At 69.0% G+C, this 678-nt stretch carries 1 protein-coding gene; it reads right to left on the minus strand.

Going from position 1 to position 678, the window contains the following annotated elements; translation table 11 throughout:
* The coding region (locus tag HUK84_RS21610; protein ID WP_176641973.1) for an OpgC family protein at positions 1-678 on the minus strand (678 nt) is incomplete at both ends.

Consider the following 678-nt stretch of genomic DNA (forward strand, 5'->3'; position numbering starts at 1 on the left):
GCGCAGCCAGCCGACCGCCGGCAGGCTGCCGCCCCGCCGGCCGGCCAGGACCGAGGCGCACGCCCCCAGCGTGAACAGGAACTGCCAGGCCAGCGGGTCGAAATACCATCCGTCCGGATCCAGCCAGTTGGGGAAATTGATCGTCGGATCCAGGTTGATCAGCAGCCACAGCCCGCCGCTGAGCGCGAGCGTCAGCACCAGCGAGCGGCGCATCAGCAGGTAGACCAGCGGAAAGGCCGCCAGCAGCACGATATAGAGCGGCAGGATGTTCAGGTTGCTGGGCAGCGCGTCCAGGAACATCACCCGCCAGAAGGCGCTGAGCCCGTGCGCCAGCTCGGGTTCCAGGAAATCAACCGGCACCGGCCAGAACGACCGCCAGGCCCGGATGGTCGCGGTGGTGACCACCACCATGACGGCCTGGAAGACATAGAGCCGCGCGCAGCGCCGCCACACCCGCCCCAGCCCGGCGCGCAGGCCCACCCGGTCGAAATTCCGGCCATAGGCCAGCCACGAGGCGTAGCCCGCCAGCAGCACGAAGATTTCCGCCGCGTCGGCGAAACCGACATTGCGCAGGGTGAAGCGGTTCAGGACGTTCTGGGGGATATGGTCGACGAACATCATCAGCAGCGCGACGCCGCGCAGCGCATCGACCCGATGGTCGCGCGCGCGGCGCGGGGC

It is taken from the genome of Nguyenibacter vanlangensis (assembly GCF_013376155.1).
Lineage (GTDB): Bacteria > Pseudomonadota > Alphaproteobacteria > Acetobacterales > Acetobacteraceae > Gluconacetobacter > Gluconacetobacter vanlangensis.